Source organism: Thermincola sp. GK-1 (assembly GCF_059412445.1).
The window spans coordinates 258990-276972 of sequence record NZ_JBSQAT010000001.1; the positions used below are offsets into that span (position 1 = coordinate 258990).

General features: G+C 43.0%; 17 protein-coding genes. All 17 read left to right on the forward strand.

All coding sequences use genetic code 11. The features are described from left to right. Positions 1-28 precede the first annotated feature (28 nt). The 17 genes from rfbD to ACSNJE_RS01390 all read left to right on the forward strand — a co-directional run bounded on the left by rfbD (position 29) and on the right by ACSNJE_RS01390 (position 17981). Positions 29-898: a dTDP-4-dehydrorhamnose reductase gene (gene rfbD, locus ACSNJE_RS01310; RefSeq protein WP_495251790.1), complete on the forward strand. Its 870-nt coding sequence runs from the start codon at positions 29-31 to the stop codon at positions 896-898. Continuing rightward, positions 895-1653, forward strand: a complete 759-nt coding sequence (locus tag ACSNJE_RS01315) for a sugar phosphate nucleotidyltransferase (RefSeq protein WP_495251791.1) — start codon at positions 895-897, stop codon at positions 1651-1653. The genes rfbD and ACSNJE_RS01315 overlap by 4 nt, the downstream gene beginning before the upstream one ends. A 12-nt stretch (positions 1654-1665) precedes the next feature. After that, the gene (locus ACSNJE_RS01320) at positions 1666-2127 is read left to right on the forward strand and encodes a polysaccharide biosynthesis C-terminal domain-containing protein (protein ID WP_495251792.1); all 462 of its coding nucleotides are present in this window, start codon (positions 1666-1668) and stop codon (positions 2125-2127) included. 227 nt (positions 2128-2354) lie between these two features. Continuing rightward, a complete protein-coding gene (locus ACSNJE_RS01325) occupies positions 2355-3815 on the forward strand; it encodes an oligosaccharide flippase family protein (protein ID WP_495251793.1) in 1461 nt (486 codons plus the stop codon). A 217-nt stretch (positions 3816-4032) separates the two neighbouring features. Further along, positions 4033-4773 carry a class I SAM-dependent methyltransferase gene (locus ACSNJE_RS01330; RefSeq protein WP_474773496.1) on the forward strand — a complete coding sequence of 247 codons (741 nt, stop codon included), beginning with the start codon at positions 4033-4035 and terminating at the stop codon, positions 4771-4773. Then, entirely contained in the window at positions 4773-5597 is an 825-nt protein-coding gene (locus tag ACSNJE_RS01335) for a glycosyltransferase family 2 protein (protein WP_495251794.1), read from the forward strand. The genes ACSNJE_RS01330 and ACSNJE_RS01335 overlap by 1 nt, the downstream gene beginning before the upstream one ends. Continuing rightward, complete coding sequence (locus ACSNJE_RS01340) at positions 5590-6378, forward strand: class I SAM-dependent methyltransferase (RefSeq protein WP_495251795.1); 789 nt, start codon at positions 5590-5592, stop codon at positions 6376-6378. The genes ACSNJE_RS01335 and ACSNJE_RS01340 overlap by 8 nt, the downstream gene beginning before the upstream one ends. Before the next feature lie 15 nt (positions 6379-6393). Next, a complete protein-coding gene (locus tag ACSNJE_RS01345) occupies positions 6394-7284 on the forward strand; it encodes a glycosyltransferase family 2 protein (RefSeq protein WP_495251796.1) in 891 nt (296 codons plus the stop codon). A gap of 4 nt (positions 7285-7288) precedes the next feature. After that, entirely contained in the window at positions 7289-8512 is a 1224-nt protein-coding gene (locus ACSNJE_RS01350; protein WP_474659073.1) for a glycosyltransferase family 4 protein, read from the forward strand. Between the two features lie 31 nt (positions 8513-8543). Continuing rightward, a complete protein-coding gene (locus tag ACSNJE_RS01355) occupies positions 8544-9641 on the forward strand; it encodes a glycosyltransferase family 4 protein (RefSeq protein ID WP_495251797.1) in 1098 nt (365 codons plus the stop codon). 17 nt (positions 9642-9658) lie between these two features. Further along, complete coding sequence (locus ACSNJE_RS01360) at positions 9659-11050, forward strand: O-antigen ligase family protein (RefSeq protein WP_495251798.1); 1392 nt, start codon at positions 9659-9661, stop codon at positions 11048-11050. Next, positions 11047-12147, forward strand: a complete 1101-nt coding sequence (locus ACSNJE_RS01365; protein ID WP_013121664.1) for a glycosyltransferase — start codon at positions 11047-11049, stop codon at positions 12145-12147. Before ACSNJE_RS01360 ends, ACSNJE_RS01365 begins: the two co-directional genes overlap by 4 nt. Positions 12148-12172: 25 nt before the next feature. Next, positions 12173-13630 (forward strand): undecaprenyl-phosphate glucose phosphotransferase, encoded by a 1458-nt coding sequence (locus ACSNJE_RS01370; RefSeq protein ID WP_474659077.1) that lies wholly within the window; start codon positions 12173-12175, stop codon positions 13628-13630. Between the two features lie 100 nt (positions 13631-13730). After that, the gene (locus ACSNJE_RS01375) at positions 13731-14648 is read left to right on the forward strand and encodes a decaprenyl-phosphate phosphoribosyltransferase (protein WP_495251799.1); all 918 of its coding nucleotides are present in this window, start codon (positions 13731-13733) and stop codon (positions 14646-14648) included. 96 nt (positions 14649-14744) lie between these two features. Next, on the forward strand, positions 14745-15890 hold the full coding sequence (locus ACSNJE_RS01380; protein ID WP_495251800.1) for an AarF/UbiB family protein: 1146 nt from the start codon (positions 14745-14747) through the stop codon (positions 15888-15890). Between the two features lie 4 nt (positions 15891-15894). Continuing rightward, positions 15895-16977 (forward strand): DUF362 domain-containing protein, encoded by a 1083-nt coding sequence (locus ACSNJE_RS01385; RefSeq protein ID WP_013121659.1) that lies wholly within the window; start codon positions 15895-15897, stop codon positions 16975-16977. Positions 16978-16997: 20 nt separating this feature from the next. Further along, positions 16998-17981: a lysylphosphatidylglycerol synthase transmembrane domain-containing protein gene (locus tag ACSNJE_RS01390; protein ID WP_013121658.1), complete on the forward strand. Its 984-nt coding sequence runs from the start codon at positions 16998-17000 to the stop codon at positions 17979-17981. The last annotated feature ends 2 nt before the right edge of the window (positions 17982-17983 follow it).

Here is a 17983-nt window from a genome sequence, read left to right on the forward strand (position 1 = left end):
CAAAGACATTCGGATAGGGGTGTGGCTATTGAGAATTTTGGTCACAGGCGCTTCCGGTATGCTTGGCCGGGCATTAATTAACAAGTTACAGCAAACAGGCTTTGAATATATGGCTACAGATGTGAACGATGTATCCTCAGATGTGACTGAGCTGGATATAACAGACTTCACCCGTGTAATGTCTGCTGTAAAAGATTATAGACCCGATGTGGTTATAAATGCTGCAGCTTTTACTGATGTTGACGGCTGTGAGGCAGACCGCGATACTGCATTCAGGGTTAATGCATTGGGGCCGAGGAACCTGGCGGTTGCCTGCGAAGATGTTGGCGCAGCCCTGGTACAAATAAGTACAGATTATGTATTTTCCGGCCAGTCCAATACTCCTTATAACGAATACTCCCCGACCGGACCGTTAAATGTTTATGGTTGGTCCAAACTGGCCGGTGAAATGAATGTCTGCCACCATACCAAAAGGTTTTATATAGTGCGCACCGCCTGGCTTTTTGGCAGGTGGGGCAAAAACTTCGTCAGTACCATACTGAGACTGGCCAAAGAGCAGCGACTATTAAGCGTTGTTGACGATCAAGTGGGTTCACCAACCTATGCGGCTGATTTGGCAAAAGCTATTGTTCAATTGATAAAAGAACCTTCATACGGTATTTACCATATTACCAACAGCGGGACATGTTCCTGGTACCATTTTGCTCAGGTGATTTTGGAAGAAGCAGGAATTGATAACGTGGAATTGCGCCCGGCTTCCACCAGAGAAAGTAACCGCCTGGCACTTAGACCCGCAAATTCTGTTCTGGAGAATCACAATTGGGTATTGCACGGTAATGAGCCTTTAAGGCATTATAGAGAGGCTTTGCAAGAATATATCAAGGAGGAGTCAAAATGAAAGGTGTTATCCTTGCCGGTGGGACGGGCTCGAGGCTTTTTCCGCTGACAAAGGTTACCAATAAGCACCTGCTGCCTGTAGGGCGGTATCCCATGATTTACCACCCCATTTTTAAACTTAAAAATGCCGGTATCAGGGAGGTCCTGGTTGTTACCGGTAAAGAACACATGGGCGATGTTGTTAACCTGTTAGGCAGCGGCCGTGACTTTGAAATGGAGTTTACCTATCGAGTGCAGGACCAGGCCGGCGGCATTGCCCAGGCTTTGGGATTGGCGGAACAGTTTGTAGGCAGGGAAAACTGTGTGGTCATTCTGGGCGACAATATTTTTCAGGATGAAATTAAAAGGTATGTTGCCGATTTCGCCGTCCAGGGGGGAGGGGCCAAAATACTGATTAAGGAAGTACCCGATCCTCAACGTTACGGAGTGGCTGAGTTAAAGGACGGTAAGATTGTGTCTATTGAAGAAAAGCCCCAAAAGCCCAAGAGCAATTATTGCGTTACCGGCATATACATGTACGATTGCCAGGTGTTTAATATCATTAAAACACTAAGACCTTCCGGCCGTGGTGAATTGGAAATTACAGATGTTAATAACGCTTATATAGCTCAAAATAAGCTTACTTATGGCATTTTGGACGGTTGGTGGACTGATGCCGGTACTTTTGAATCACTGTTAAAGGCCAATGAACTTGCCAACGGGTTGGACCTTACAAAGGCTGAAAAAAATAACAAATTTGAAGAAATGGCAGGGTAGGGGGTTTTTGGTTTGAATACAATCGATGGTGTCAAAATAAAAAGGCTCCGGGTAATTCCCGACGAACGGGGCCGGCTCATGGAGATGCTGCGCTGTGATGATGACTTGTTTATTAAGTTTGGACAGGCATACATAACTACTGCCTACCCGGGGGTTGTGAAGGGTTGGCACTACCATAAAAAGCAGACTGACAACTTTGTTGTTGTCAAAGGGATGATGAAGGTAGTGCTCTACGACAGCCGGGAAGATTCGCCGACAAAAGGGGAAATCAACGAGTTTTTTATGGGCATCCATAACCCCATCCTTTTGCAGATACCTCCTTACGTATTCCACGGGTTTAAATGCATTGGTGAGGAAGAGGCTATGGTAATTAATTTTCCAACCGAACCCTATAATTACAACGAACCCGATGAATTCCGGGTACACCCCCACGATAACGACATCCCCTATGACTGGGCCAGAAAGGACGGGTAGGGGATGAATGGCAAAACTGTCCTGGAGTAAGCCTAAAGAAATATATGGATTTAAATTGGCTAGGGTGTTTTAAAATATGGGATACAAAATAAAGAGGAATTTTGGAGATTTTTCTAGAAATATATAAGGTTTTATAATAGTTATTTTTGAGATTAATCAGTAATTAAAGTAAACTTAAGTATATTTTATGGTTTTTTAAAAGATATAGATTTATAAGAGGAGTTAAATTGGAAACGACAGACAACATAAAGGAATTAAAAAATAAGTCTCTGTCAGGCATAGGAGCATTGGTCCGCAGGCAGATAATTATTAAGATAATCTTTTTTATCGGTAACGTAATACTGGCCCGGCTGTTAGCTCCCCAGGTTTTTGGGATATACGCCATTGTAAGCTTCGTCGTTCAATTCTTTTCAACTTTTGGCGATGTAGGGCTTGGTGCGGCTCTAATTCAAAAAAAGGGGGAACTGAGTAAAGAGGAACTTTCCACGACTTTTTGGCTCCAGCAGGCGTTGGTCTGGATTGTCGCAGCCTTAATTGCCATGGTGGCGCCGCTGGCTTTAAAGGTTTACCCAACTCTTCCCCCGAGTGCTGTATGGCTAATCAGGGCAATGGCTCTCGGTTTTCTGTTTTCTTCTCTTAAAACCATTCCGGCCATACTTATGGAGCGAAACCTGGACTTTAACCGGATTGCCTGGGTAGATATTGCGGAGAATCTAGTCTTCCAGGGTTCAGCCATCGCTTTTGCTTTGGCCGGTTTTGAAGTGTGGAGTTTTATTATTGCCGCCATTATAAGAGGGATAACGGGAGCAGTCATTATATACTCGCTCTCATCCTGGCGGCCGACATTCCATTACAGTTTTGATTCGGTGAAAGCCCTGGTGCGGTTTGGCCTCCCTTATCAGGGCAATGCAATTTTGAGCTTCATTAAGGATGCGGTAACCCCGCTTTTTGTTGGGGCCTACGCCGGAGCGGCGGCAGTTGGTTATGTCAACTGGGCCAGGAATCTCGCCTTTGCGCCGCTAATTCTATCGGAAAGTTTCGGAAGGGTGGCTTTTCCTGCTTTTTCAAAGATCCAGCATGATAAGGAATTGCTAACCAAGGCAGTGGAGCGCTCCATCAGGAATATGACATTGGTAATGTTCCCGATAACAGCAATTATGATTGCATTGGGACCCGAGATTACCCATGTGATTTTCACAGATAAATGGATTCCGGGGATATGGGCGTTTTATTTTTATTGTACGTCGCCGTTTTTTATAGGGGTTTTTCTTCCTCTATATAGTGCAATTTTATCTTTGGGTAAGTCCAGGATTTTACTTATTATGACTATAGGGCTAATTATTCTTGAATGGGGTCTTGGGGTTCCATTTGTAATCTATTTTGGATTTGTTGGTGTGGCTATGACACAGCCTATAACTATAACAATATTTACCAATATTTACTTATTTGTGTTAAAAACCGAGGGAGTTCAGATAAAGATTATCGGGAATGTATCTTGGCAATTAATTACTGCGCTATTAACAGGAGTTTTAACATATTTAGTTGTTAAGTATATACAAGTAATAAATCTTTATATTCTTATTGCAATAGCTTTTTCAGGCATAATGTTATATGTAATAATCCTTTATTTAATTAAACGTAGTTTGATAAATGAATTTATTGAAAATATGAAACTTGTAATTAACTAAAAAGGATGTTAATGAATCAAAGAAACACCCAATAAAAAGTTTAAAAGGACTGAGGTATTTGGGTAAAAACTCGGTTTGTTACTTTTGTGAAGGCACACAATTTTCAAAGGTGTACTCGATTAATGGTTACGAAATTGTACGGTGTAACAATTGCGGTTTAGTTTTTACATTAATTAATGATTGCAGTGTCCAGGCGAATAATGAAGAATTCTATAGGTTGGAAAATTGGGGTCAAATATATTTTGCCTTGCAAGAACGTCTTAAAAGTAGATATCAATCGCTGCTTGAACAAATAAAAAAGTATAAGAATTCAGGTAAAATCCTTGACGTTGGATGTAGTTTAGGGCTTTTTCTTGATGTAGCAAGGAAACATGGGTTTAAAACATATGGAATAGAACCTGTATCAAGTGCAGCCATATTTGCTCGAACGAAGTTGAATTTGAATGTTGCTATTGGAACTCTTGATCAGATAAGGTTTTCAGACAAATTTTTTGACGTTGTATGTTTATTTGATGTACTTGAACATATACCGGAACCGCTGAACGTTCTAAAAGAAATAAAAAGAATATTGAAAGATGATGGGTTATTAGTAATTCAGTGCCCGAATATAAACAGCAATATGGCTAGATTATGTGGCCAACATTGGCGGTGGCTTTTGGTCCCGCAACATTTATTCCATTTTTCAAAAAGTACTTTAGCAAAACTATTGAACAAAGCAGGATTTAAAATATTACATTGCAGTACTTTTGATGAAATCGACGAGTTTGTTGATAATATTTTAGATGTCGTCTCTATGTCTATTCCAATTGTATTCATTAGAAAAATCTTTTTACGATTTAAATTTCTCTTAAAACCTGCACTTAATTTCATATTTAAAGTTTTTTATCTGAATCGACAATATACTGAAGGTGCACTAATACTTGTCTTTTCAGCTAAAGAAGACCGGAGTGAAAATTAATGAAACCTCGTATTTCTGCTGTTATCAATACCTTAAACGAAGAAAATAACATTCGCTCTTGCCTTGAATGTTTACGCTGGTGCGATGAAATAGTTATTGTTGATATGTATAGTGAAGACAAAACCGTTGAAATAGCCAGGGAATTTACAGATAAGATTTTTTTTCACGAGAGGATTATGTATTTTGACGCCGCCAGACAGTTTGCCGTAGATAAAGCAAGTGGTGACTGGATTTTACTTGTAGATGCTGATGAAAGAATTCCGAAACAGTTGGCCACCCGGTTGATTCAAATTGCCAATAGCAACGTTGAATTCGACATTTATTTAATCCCCAGAAAAAATTATATTTTAGGCAAATGGATTCAACATACGGGTTGGTACCCCGATTACCAGATGCGCTTTTTTAAAAAAGGTTATCTTAACTTTACAAGTGATATACATAATTTTTATAGGCCAAAAGGCAAAATTCATGCGCTTGAAGCAAAAGAAGGAAATTCAATTGTTCATTTTAATTATTTAAACAGCGAACAATTTATTGCAAGGTTAAATAAATATACAACTATTGAATCTAACCAATTATCTGATAAAAAAGTACCTTTTAAGATTTACTATTTAATAACTAAACCGTTCAGAGAATTTTACGATAGGTTTTTTAAGGCCAAGGGGTATAAAGACGGAGTTATCGGTTTTATTCTTAGTTACTTTATGGCATTTTACAGATTTTTAACATGGGTGAAATACTGGGAAATAGTCAACAAAATAGACTCTACGTACATTTACGATAATATTAACAAACAAATTATTGAGGATTACACAAATGATTAATGCTGGGCTGTGTAAATTTTGTGGGTCGTCTGACTTTAAACTAAAATTAGTATTGAACGAAAAGTATCGAATTGTAGTATGTCAAGGTTGCGGGTTAGCACAAACATTCCCCCCACCTGTGATGCACTATGAAGAAAACCCTGACTATATCGATAACTATCTAAAGAATGAGCAATTATTTAGGTCTTTTTTTAGGCCGCTTGTTAAGTTTATAAAAAAATATAAAGATAATGGGAAGCTACTAGACATTGGCTGTAGTACAGGCTTTCTTCTTGATGAAGCGATAAAGTATGGCTATGAAGTAGAAGGTATAGAACTGAATAAAAGAGCAGCGGATTATTGTATTACCAAAGGTCTGAAGGTACAAAATGGTTGTCTCGACGAATGCCTTTTTCCGGATAACAATTTTGATATCGTAGTTATGAGTCATGTTCTTGAACACGTTGACGATTTGAACAATTTTTTGAATGAAGTATATAGAATAATAACTCCTTCAGGTCTATTGGTTTTAAGTCTACCGACATATAAAAGCCTCATTACCACTTTATTGAAGGATAAATGGTATGGTTGGGTACCAAAAGATCATGTCTGGCATTTTACTCCAGAAACAATTACTCTGGTTTTAGAACATAATAGTTTTAAGATAAAAGGTTTTGATTTTAACATTATGTATTATCCAATTGAATTTAATATAAAAAGTTTATTAATAGCAATTATTGCCAGAATATCAGGGAAATTTGGGTTAGGGGATCAATTCTATGTTATTGCTGAAAAGCAGTAAAACGGGAGTGGTTGAGTGGTACCTGAAATCTATATAGTTATACTCAACTGGAACGGCTGGCAGGACACAGTTGAATGTGTTGAATCTTGCCAAAAGCTCACCTATCCCAATTTTCGTATTCTGATTGTAGATAATGGGTCTTCCGATGGCTCCGAAGCCATACTGCGCAACCGCTTTCCTGATGTCGAATTTATTCAGACCGGTGCCAATCTGGGTTATGCCGGTGGCAACAATGTAGGTATTAGATATGCCCTTGCCCATGGAGCTGATTATATTTGGCTGTTAAATAACGATACCACCGTTACGCCTGATGCATTAACGGCATTGGTTGATGTTGCGGAAAAAAACCCTCAAGTGGGAATTGGCGGTTCTAAGATTTATTTTTACAACAAACCAAAAACCCTTTGGTTTGCGGGTGGCCACATAGATTTTCACAGCGGAGAGACTTTGCACATGGGGATGGGGGATCTAGATACCGGGCAGTTTGACTACCGGAGAGAGGTTGATTATATTACAGGATGCAGTCTATTGGCCAGGCGAAATCTTATAGAAACAATAGGCCTGATGGACGAAGAATATTTTCTGTACTTTGAAGAGACGGCCTGGTGTGTAAAAGCTTCTTTGGCTGGTTACAAGGTAGTCTTTGTACCGGAGTCAGTTATTTACCATAAGGAGTCTGGTTCTACAGGAGCGCGTTCCCCATTATTTTATTATTACATGACCAGAAACCGGTTGTATTTCTTAAAGAACTTTGGCAGGAAGGTAAACTGGTTAAAAAGGTTTTACAGTGACTTCCGAGGTATAGCACAGTTTATAAAAAATGATCCCTGTTGGGGACAAAAGACGCGGGCAATTACTCAGGGTTACCTGGATTTCTTCCGGGGTAGAATGGGGCAGAGGAAGTGAGACAGTGAATATATTAATACTTAGCCCTGAACCGCCGTATCCTCCTGTGAGCGGAGGAAGGTTACGGGTATTCAATGTTATGAAAGAACTGGCCAGGAATAACAATGTTTTTTTAATAACTTTTGTTGATAAAGAAGAAGAACTTAAATATAGACCGGAACTTTTAGATTACTGTAAAGACGTGGCTTTGTTGAGCCGAAATCATACCGTTTTTACAAAAATTAACAGCCGACTCCAGGCGTTGTTAAACAAAAAAAAGACAATTATGCTGTCGAGATTTTATTCGCCGGTTTTTCAGCAAAAGATTAACGAGTTTATGGCTAAATATGATATAGATATTGTGCAGTTAGAACATTCATATATAGATGTTTATGAAATACCGGTCTATACCGGAAGGAAACCAGCGAAGGTCCTTGTTCAACATAACCTGGAATACAAGCTTATCGAACAACAGGCCGGGGCCAGGTGGCCGGGGACCTCTTTGCGCAGGAAAATAGAAGGGTATATAGACCTTGGCAGGTTTAAGGAATTTGAAATAAATGCTATGAAAAGAGCCGGTCTTTGTGTAATGATGTCTAATGATGATAGAAATCAGCTAGCCGAACTTGTACCTGAGGTATTGAGCAAGACTATTGTTGTGCCAAACGGGGTTGATGTGGAATATTTTCAGTATTATTCGGGACCAAGGGATGAATGCACTCTTGTCTTTTCAGGGTTTATGGGGCACTTTCCCAACGAGGACGGGATATTGTGGTTTTTTCATAAGGTTTTTCCTTATATTAAAAAGCAGTATCCCCGAATAAAGGTTTTTGTGGTTGGGCGTGGTCCCAGTAAAAGGATCAGGAATCTGGAAAATAAATATAGTCAGGTAACCGTTACCGGTTTTGTTGATGATGTAAGGGAATATCTAAATAGGGGGACTGTATTTATATGCCCTCTGCGGATGGGAAGCGGGACAAGGCTAAAAATTCTCGAAGCCATGTCGGCCGGCATACCGGTGGTTACGACTTCCATAGGGTGCGAGGGTCTCCAAGTTGAAGATGGACAACACCTTTTAATCGCTGACAGTGAAGAAGGATTTGCTACCAAAGTTAACCAACTTTTAGAAGACGGTTCATTCCGAACGAAGTTATCTAAAACTGCAAGAAGTCTGGTAGAGGATAGATACAGTTGGCCAAGCATTGTGGCAGAATATGAAAAGGAACTGCAACAACTTGTCAAGGGTTAAGAAGAGGATTCTTACTCCCTTTGGAGGAAATATGTCTGCGAATATCTTTATCAACGCTCGTTTTCTCACCCAACCTGTTACCGGTGTCCAGCGTTATGCCCGGGAAGTGGTTAAGGCGCTGGACCACCTTATTGAACATGGTGAAATAGATAAGTCAAAATACAGGTTTACACTACTTTCGCCGAGGCGGGAAACCAAGGCCCCGTTGGAACTTAAACATATTCCTTTGCAACAGGTGGGATTTTTATCGGGACATGCCTGGGAACAGTTGGAGTTACCCTTGTATTCCAGGGGAGGACTCCTTGTTAACTTATGTAATACCGGGCCTTTGTTAAAAGACAGCCAGGTAGTTACAATTCACGATGCCGGCGTTTTTGCCTTCCCGGAGGCTTATTCTTTTGCTTTTCGTGTCTGGTACAGGATACTTTTCAAGGGACTGGGTAAAAGGGCAAGGAAAATAATTACCGTATCCTCTTTTTCAAAAAATGAGCTTATCAGGTTTTGCGGCATTGATTCCGAGAAAATAGAAGTTATTTACGAAGGTAAGGAGCAAGTTTTTTCCGTTGCGCCCGATTATTCCATTCTGGAGAAATTTGACGCGGAAAAGCCCTTCATACTGGCTGTCAGCAGCTTGAGCCCTCATAAAAACTTCCAGGCTGTGGTAAGAGCTATAGAATTACTTGGTCATACCGGTTTTCAGTTTGTTATTGCCGGGGGAGTCAATCCAAAGGTCTTTAAAAGTTCGGCTGAACCGCTGCCCGGTGGTGTGATACATCTGGGATATGTTTCCGATGGGCAGCTCTGGGCCCTTTATGAAAAAGCGGCGTGTTTTGTTTATCCTTCCTTTTACGAAGGGTTTGGGCTGCCGCCTCTGGAAGCGATGGCCTGTGGGTGCCCCGTTATAGTGTCTGAAGTAGCTTCCTTACCCGAGATTTGCGGTGATGCGGCTTTATATTGCAATCCGCACAGCGCTTCCGATATAGCTGATAAAGTTAAGCAGGTCATGAATAATGCTGGTTTGCGGCAGAGATTACGTCAAAAGGGGCTTGAACGAGTTAAGATGTTTACATGGCTGGAGTGCGCCCGGAAAACTTTTAAGTTGATCAAGACTGTTCTGAATCCATATTGACTGGTTAAGGTGAAATTATGGAGTATTTCTTTTATTTAATTATATTTCTTATACCCTACCTGGCAGTTTCGCCATGGCAAAAAGTTATGAGGATCCCTGCCGGGTTCATCTACGTGGGGCTGGTATTGGTTTTTGTTTTAATGTTATTACTGGAACGTCCTGACCGCCTCAGATGGAAAAACATCTCCCGTGTCCAACTCGTAGTTCCTCTTCTTATTTTTTTCGCTGTAAATTTATTTTCAATTTTGCGGATTATTATATCAAAGGGAATGGCGGCTTTAAATGCCAATAACCTCAAAGAAATGGGCTTTTTAGGGTTTGCCGTACTTTTTTACTGGGCGGTAACAGTTTTTGTCGACAATGAAGAAAGGTTCATGAAATCTCTTAAAACCTTTGTTATCTGTTCGTCGATAGCTAGTATATATGGAATAACCAGGCTTATATTGTTTATGGTCGGTTCCGATTATGGGCTGGCCCAGGGGTGGACAGTTCCCCGGTTGCTTGCCACGGCGGGCGAGTCGCAGGTATTTGGCGGTTTTGTCATTTCCGTTTTACCTCTGATGATAGCAGATGTATTGTTTAAAATTAACATTTTTGAGAGACCGTGGAATCATTTTCATATGGGGATTTTGCTGCTGGCTTTAATTATGACCTTTTCGGCGGGCGCCTGGGCTGGTTTAGTCGTGGCGGTGATATTTCTGGTTCTGTGGTTCAGGTATTACAGCCCAAAATCTATCGTATCGTCTGCTTTGGTTGTTTTGGTCGTAACTATGGGTGTTTTCCTCATAGATAGAACAATATATCCCAATTACCTGGAAGGTTTCAATTCAATTATCTTTAAAATTACTGGGCACGCTCCTGCACCGGAAAAGTTTGCTAATAAAAATGCCTTTGAGGTTTTGAAACAGGAAATGCCTCAGAGTACGGCTTCGAGAGATCAACAATATGTCGAAAGCGTGTTTTCCAAAGTTGAACGAAGCTGGTTCCGGGCAGCTCTTTGGAATATGTTCAAGAGTTCGCCGATTTTGGGTATCGGGGCGGGTAACTTTGAGGCTCTGTACAATAAGTACCGGCCGCCCGGCGTCCCTGCACCACCCTATGTCCCGAAACCGCATAATCAATACATGGAAATACTGGCTGAAACAGGAATAATTGGGATGCTGGCCTTTATCGGTATAATACTGAATTTGTTTTGGCATATATTTCAGTGCTGGCCCCGCCTGGAGCCAAACAAAAGGAGGATTCTTGTCGGGCTGGTAGCTTGTTTGTTGGCGGTAGGCGTACATGGTTATGCCTTCGGCATCCTTGTCCACTTACAAGTGTGGTTGTTACTGGCATTAACCATGTCTCTTCTAAAGCTTGATCCCACAACCAGAACATTATCTGCTATAAGGGGAGGTTTATATTGAAAACAGCCATTATCACTGACTGGCTTACGCAGATGGGCGGCGCGGAACGGGTTGTTCTGGCCATGAAAGAGCTTTTTCCCGAGGCGCCGATTTATACCACGGTATATAACCCTGATACTGTGGACAAAGTATTTCATTCCATGGATATCCGGCCTTCTTTCATTCAAAAGCTGCCCGGGGCCAAAAAAAGCTACCAAAAATACCTGCCCCTTATGCCCACGGCGGTGGAACAATTTGATTTACGCGAGTTTGACCTGGTGATCAGCAGTAGTTCCTCAGTGGCTAAAGGAGTAATTACCAGGGCTGATACGGTGCACATATGCTACTGTCATACACCCATGCGGTATGCCTGGGATTTTTACCATGAATACCTGAACGGTCCCGATGTGGGGAAAATAAAACGCAAATTGATTCCCTGGCTGATGAACTATATCCGCATGTGGGACAGGCTGACGGCAGACAGAGTGGACTATTTTATCGCCAATTCTCAAAATGTGGCCAAAAGAATCAGGAAGCATTATCACCGTGATGCAGAAGTGATTTATCCGCCGGTAGAAACTTCCTTTTTTGCCCCTGTTCCTGAAGTCGAAGACTTCTTTTTGGTCGTATCCCGTCTAGTGCCGTACAAACGGGTTGATTTGGCCATTCAGGCTTGCAACCGTTTAAAGCTGCCCCTGCGGGTTATAGGAACCGGGCCTGAGTTTGACCGGCTGAAAGCTTTGGCCGGGCCGACGGTACAGATGATGGGCCGTCTTTCGCAGGAAGATATCAAATGGCATTATGCCCGCTGTAGGGCTTTCCTGTTCCCGGGCGAGGAGGATTTTGGTATAACTCCCGTTGAGGCACAGGCCAGCGGCCGGCCGGTTATAGCTTACGGGCGGGGCGGGGCGTTGGAGACAGTGGTAGAGGGAAAGACCGGGTTGTTTTTTGCCGAACAATCGGAAGCTTCACTAGTAGAAGCCCTAAAACGTTTTGACAATATGGATTTTGACCCGCAGACTATCCGGTCCCACGCAGAAACTTTCGACTCAGTGATATTTAAGGAAAGGCTAAGCTTATTCATTAAAGAAAAAGTAGAACAATTTTTTGACAGATGATTCAAAGCTTTCGGGGGGGAGTTTGGTGCTCCGGAAAACAATTATCAGCTTACTCGTCAAGTTTTGCTATATTGTTATTGATTTGACGTTTATTACAGCAATTTATTTTGGGTTGTATCTTTACCGTATTTCCCATGAATTCCGGCTGGTCTTTACGTGGCGGGAACTTTTCGATTACGGGTTTTGGAACAATTTAACATACTTCTCGGACTATGCCAGGTTTTACATCATTGTTACAGTTGCCGCTGTCTTTTTCCTGCATAGATACGGCTTATACAGGTCCGGCATAAACGTAAGCGGGCCGGATGAATTCTGGCAGGTGACGAAGGCGGTTATCTATTCTATTTTCACGGTAGCGGCTTTATCCTACCTTTTTAAAAGTCAGGTTTTTTCCCGCTTCGTTTTCTTTGCCTTTACTATTCTGGCAACCTTAACATTATGGTTCTGGCGGTTAATCAGGCGGCAAATTATTTTAAACCTGCTGCAACGTGGTTATTTCCAAAAAAACCTGATTATCGTAGGCGCCGGCCGGGTGGGGCAGCGGGTTGCCGGTGAACTGGCCCACCGTCCCCAGTTAGGGTTTAACGTGATTGGTTTCGCTGACGATGATGCCACCAAGGAACAGCAGGACTTTGCCGGTTTAAAAGTTTTATGCCGCAGCCACAACTTGGCGGAAACCGTGGCAAAATACCATATTGATGAAATCCTGATTACCATACCGTCGGAAAGAGAACTTATCCGGCAAATTATTACCCAGTGCCGGAGACAGGATGTCCAGATAAGGATAGTACCGGAAATGTTTAACCTTATGACTTCTTCAGTGGAGGTCGGACAGTTGGGGCCGGTACCTTACATGCGTATTGTCAAAACGCCCATGCAGGGGATGCCCCTTGTTTTCAAAAGGTTGTTTGACGTCATTGTATCACTGACCGGAATTGTCGTCCTGTCTCCTTTAATGTTGGCTACTGCTCTGGCCATCAAACTGGATTCGCCGGGGCCGGTGCTGTTCAGGCAGAAACGGGTCGGGAAAAACGGACAACTGTTTGATTTCTACAAATTTCGTTCCATGGTGCCCAATGCCGAGGAACTGCTGGCAGAACTGGCGGCAGCCAATGAAGCCGACGGGCCTGTATTTAAAATAAAAGAAGACCCCCGGATTACCAGGGTAGGCAAATTTATCAGGAAATACAGTATCGATGAATTGCCCCAGTTATTTAATGTGCTGAAAGGAGATATGAGCCTGGTGGGACCCCGTCCCCCCTTGCCCAACGAGGTGGACCAATATGGTGATTTTGAGTGGCGCAGGCTGGAGGTAATTCCCGGCATCACGGGGTTATGGCAGGTCAGCGGCCGCAGCGATTTATCCTTCCATAAGTGGATGGAACTTGATATCTATTACATAGAAAATTGGAGCTTTTGGCTGGACCTGAAAATATTGCTGCAGACTGTTCCTGTTGTGCTTACAGGCAAAGGGGCCTACTAGCATCTCTTGTTTTAGTATTTTTTTATAATTTACAAATATACAGAACAGTGATATCCTTAAACAATGATGGGATTTTGTCGAAGCATTTGGGGGTAATAATATGAATCTGCAGCCCAAAGAGGCCCAATTGCAGACACAACCCGTGGTATCGCAAAAGTCCGGTTTATATTTGTTGCTGAAGACCATGCGGCCCAAACAGTGGACGAAAAACCTGATTATTTTTGCCGGCATAATTTTTGCCCGGAAAATTTTCACTGATGGGTACCTGCTGAAAACCATTTATGCATTTTTGGACTTTTGTATACTGTCGGGCAGTGTTTATATAATAAACGATCTGGTAGACATCGAGAAAGACAAAGCGCATCCCAAAAAGAGGAACCGCCCGTTAGCCTCGGGACAGCTTAGTGTCCCTGTAGCCACAGTTTTTGTTATACTTTCAACGGTTCTTTCTTTGGGTAGCGCCTTTTTCCTGAATATAAATTTCGGTTTTGTGGCCCTGGCTTATTTCCTGCTCACTTTAAGTTACAGTTTTAAACTAAAAAATGTTGTTATAATTGACGTTATTGTTATTGCCTTAGGTTTTATACTCAGGGCGGTAGCGGGCGCAGTCGTTATAGCTGCTGATATTTCACCATGGCTCCTGGTGTGCACTTTTCTGCTGGCCCTGTTTTTGGCTTTAACCAAGCGGCGGCATGAGCTGCTTCTTTTGGATGATAAGGCCCGGTCCCACCGGAAGATTTTGGACGAGTACCAGCCGGAAATGCTGGACCAAATGATTTCGGTGGTAACATCATCTACGGTAATGGCCTATTCCCTGTATACCTTTACTTCAGGGCATTCCATTTATTTGATGACCACGATTCCCTTTGTTGTTTACGGCATCTTCCGGTATCAATACCTCGTGCACCAGAAAGACATGGGCGGCAGCCCCGAGGTTGCCCTGCTTAAGGACAAGCCTTTGTTGATCAATGTTTTGCTGTGGGTTGTAACATCGGCCCTGATTCTTTACCTGACTTAATACTATTGTAATAGTAAAACATGTTTTCTCCGTGTTCTCCGTGCCCTCTGTGGTGATATTTTTGAACCATTGTGGTTAATTAGAAAGGGATGAAAGTTGGTTATATCAAGAGCAATTAAACTGCTGGCTCTGTTAAAAGGGCTTGTTAAAAAAGATTTTGGCAGTGTTTCCGTAATCATGGGGGAAATGCACGGACTGCCCCAAAAGCTGGGTCAGCATTTCACCCTTTACCGGGGAAGCGGCTTGGACCGGTATTTTGCGTCCCTTTGCACCGAGAGCAAAACCGAAAAAATCCCGGTAGCAGAAGCCCTCAATAAATTAGGCCTTGATTATGCTGAGATTGCAGTTTATGCCCAGGCCTCTATCGGGCAGGTTTACAGAGTGAAAAACGATGCCGGGGATATGGCTCTTAAAGTTAAATATCCTGCCGTGGAAAAAAGAATCAAAAGCGATTTATGGCTGTTGAAAGGGATTATTTGGCCTACTCGTTTTTTGCCTTTGCAGAACAGCGGTCTTTTACCGGTGCTGGAAAACCTCAGAACCATGCTGCTGAATGAATGTGATTATATGGCTGAGGCAGAGAAGCAGCAGCGTTTTTGCCGGGTTTTCCGGGACCATGAGGCTGTTTCTGTTCCGGAAATTATAGCTTACAATGACGAGGCTATTGCTTCCCGGTGGGTGGAAGGAAACGACCTGCGACATTATCCAGGAACCGATAAATGGTTTGTTGAAAATTATACCGCTTTTATTTTATATTCTCTGAAGGCATTGGGGATGGTTCATGCTGACCCGCACCCGGGGAACTTTATTATTAACGGCAGCGCAGCCGACCGGAAGTTGACGGTTTTGGATTTCGGGTCAGTTGTGGAGTTTACTCCGGTGGAATCAGTAGCGGTTAGCAGGTTGTTAACGGGGGGATACGCAAGCGAGGCTGAACTCATTAAGGACCTTCAATTGTTAGGGGTTAGCGAAGAAAGCCTGGCCACCTACCGGCCGATTATCGGAGATTTGGTATCGGTTCTGCTGGAACCGTTTTATTGTCCCGGTGCCTACGATTTTGGCGACTGGCGCATGCAGTATAAAATAAATACCTTGTTGGCTTCCAGGGCATGGGAGAAGCCGCTGCAGATTCCTTTGAAGCTTCTCCTATTGTTCCGGGTGCTGCAAGGGCTTTACTATTATGCCGGAAAATCGGCCATAAAATTTAATTGGCACGAAGCGGCGAAAACTTATTTGGGGTGAGAAAATGAGCACTGTTTATGTATTTAAAACCAGGCCGGAAACTGTTGTGGATGATTACATTAAGCTGTTGAAAACCGCCCAGGTGAACAGGCATTTGGATCCCAATACCACAACTATATTAAAGGACAACATTTCCTGGCATTTTCCCTACCTTAGCGCCAATACTACCCCATGGCAGTTGGAAGGTACTATCCTGGGGCTTAAGGAACTGGGTTTTCGCGATATAACCTGTGTCCAGAACAAGACCGTTGTTACTAACGCTTTCAAAGGAGAAAAGCTCAACAAATACGTGCCTATATTCAAAAAATATAATATTCCCGTGCTTTACAATTTCCGGGATGAGGACATGAAGTGGGTTACTTATGAGCCTAAAGGCGATATTCTGGTATTGGACAAGATTTTCCCTGAAGGCATCAGGATCCCTGATTATTTCTTTGGTAAAAACGTGGTACACCTGCCGACAATGAAGTGCCATATCTATACCACGACTACCGGGGCCATGAAAAATGCCTTTGGCGGGCTCTTAAATACCAAGCGGCATTATACCCACAGTGTAATTCACGAAACACTGGTGGACCTGCTGACTATCCAAAAGGAAATCCATCCCGGCGTGTTTGCTGTTATGGACGGTACCGTATGCGGCAACGGCCCGGGGCCGCGTACCATGGAGCCCATCGAAAAAGATTACATCCTGGCCAGTGCTGACCAGGTGGCCATTGATGCTATTGCGGCCAAAATGATGGGCTTTGACCCCCTTTCCCTTCCTTTCATCAGGCTTGCCCATGAGAAGGGGTTAGGGGTTGGTGATCCACGGCAGATCGAAATAGTCGGAGAGGATATTGAAAGGGTAAACTTTAACTTCAGTGTAGGCGATAACCTGGCTTCACGGGTGGGCGACCTTTTGTGGTTCGGACCCTTAAAAGCCATGCAAAATCTCTTTTTCCGTACCCCGTTAGTAAACCTCTTTATCTTCGGTTCCTTTTTCTATCACGATTATTTCTGGTGGCCCACCAGGGGTAAGAAAAAGATGGAGTACGTAAGAAAAAACTACCGCTGGGGCCAACTTTTTGATAAATACAGTGAGTAAGATTCAAGGGAGGGGCGGCCTTGACCAAGCTAAACAAAAAATTTATCTGGGCTATCCTGTTAGGGGTCGCCACAACTCTGGCCATTTCGCTGATTTCTGACTACAGGGCCACGTTGGACGCTTTAAGCAGGTTTAAGGTCATTTATTTGCCTTTGATCTTGGGCCTTACATTTTTAAATTACGTCCTGCGCTTTGTCAAATGGCATTATTTTCTCAACATCATTAACGTAAAATTAAATATCCGGCAGAGCTTCACCATATTCCTGAGCGGATTGGCTATGTCTGTAACACCCGGTAAAGTTGGAGAATTACTGAAGTCTTTTTTGCTGAAAGAATTAAAAGGAGTGCCCATCAGCAAATCTGCCCCTATTATATTTGCCGAACGGCTCTCCGACGGTATAGGTTTAATTGTTTTGTCCCTGGCCGGCATGTGGTATTTCGAGTACGGTAAAAAAGTAGTGGGTCTGATAGCCCTGATGCTGCTGGCCATGGTAATTCTCCTGCAGTTTCCCGGCTTTACAAAAAGGCTTATTACGCTTGTATCCCGGGTGAAGTTCTTACAAAGGTTTGAACAGGTAATGCACAATCTTATAGACAGCGCCAATCAGCTCCTGAGGCCGCTGCCACTTCTTTTTATGGTAATAATCAGCGTGGTATCCTGGTCTTTTGAGTGTATAGCCTTTTACTTTGTCTTTACCGGCTTGAACTATGACGCTTCCCTGCTGGTTTCCACCTTTACCCTGGCTTTTTCGGGTATAGTCGGGGCTGTTTCCATGCTGCCGGGGGGGCTGGGTGCAACGGAAGGAAGTATTTTGGGGCTGCTGGTCCTGGTAGGTGTCCCCAGGAACGTAGCGGCCGTAGCCACCATTTTAATCAGGTTTTGCACCCTTTGGTTTGGCGTACTGGTTGGCCTAATTGCCCTGATGTCAAATAAGCGTATCCTCGGCTTTGCCAGGAAATTTGAAGCCGATTCTCCGGCAAGCGATGCGGTAGCAGGGGAATGATA